Genomic DNA, 255 nt, shown 5'->3' with positions numbered 1-255 from the left:
GTACAAACAGCGATTCGGGTATTATCCCGCCGTCATTCTAGCCGATAAAATCTACCGCAATCGAGACAACCTGAACTATTGCAAAACGCTAGGGATTCGCCTTAGTGGCCCGAAGCTCGGCAGACCCTCGAAAGAGCAAAGTGAAGTCGCCGATCGTCGGCAAGAGCGCCAGGACGCTGTACAGCGTAATGCGATCGAAGGAAAATTTGGAGAAGGCAAGCGCAAATTGGGCCTAGGTCGCATTCGGGCGCGTGG

At 53.7% G+C, this 255-nt stretch carries 1 protein-coding gene; it reads left to right on the top strand.

Features of this window, described 5'->3' with window-relative positions; translation table 11 throughout:
- Positions 1 to 255: transposase (locus KI367_RS26935; protein ID WP_212953354.1), on the top strand; the 255-nt coding region annotated here is incomplete at both ends.

It is taken from the genome of Paenibacillus cookii (assembly GCF_018333375.1).
Taxonomy (GTDB): domain Bacteria; phylum Bacillota; class Bacilli; order Paenibacillales; family Paenibacillaceae; genus Paenibacillus_AQ; species Paenibacillus_AQ cookii.
Note: the sequence above shows the minus strand (reverse complement) of the source record. Positions and strands in the feature narration are given on the sequence as shown.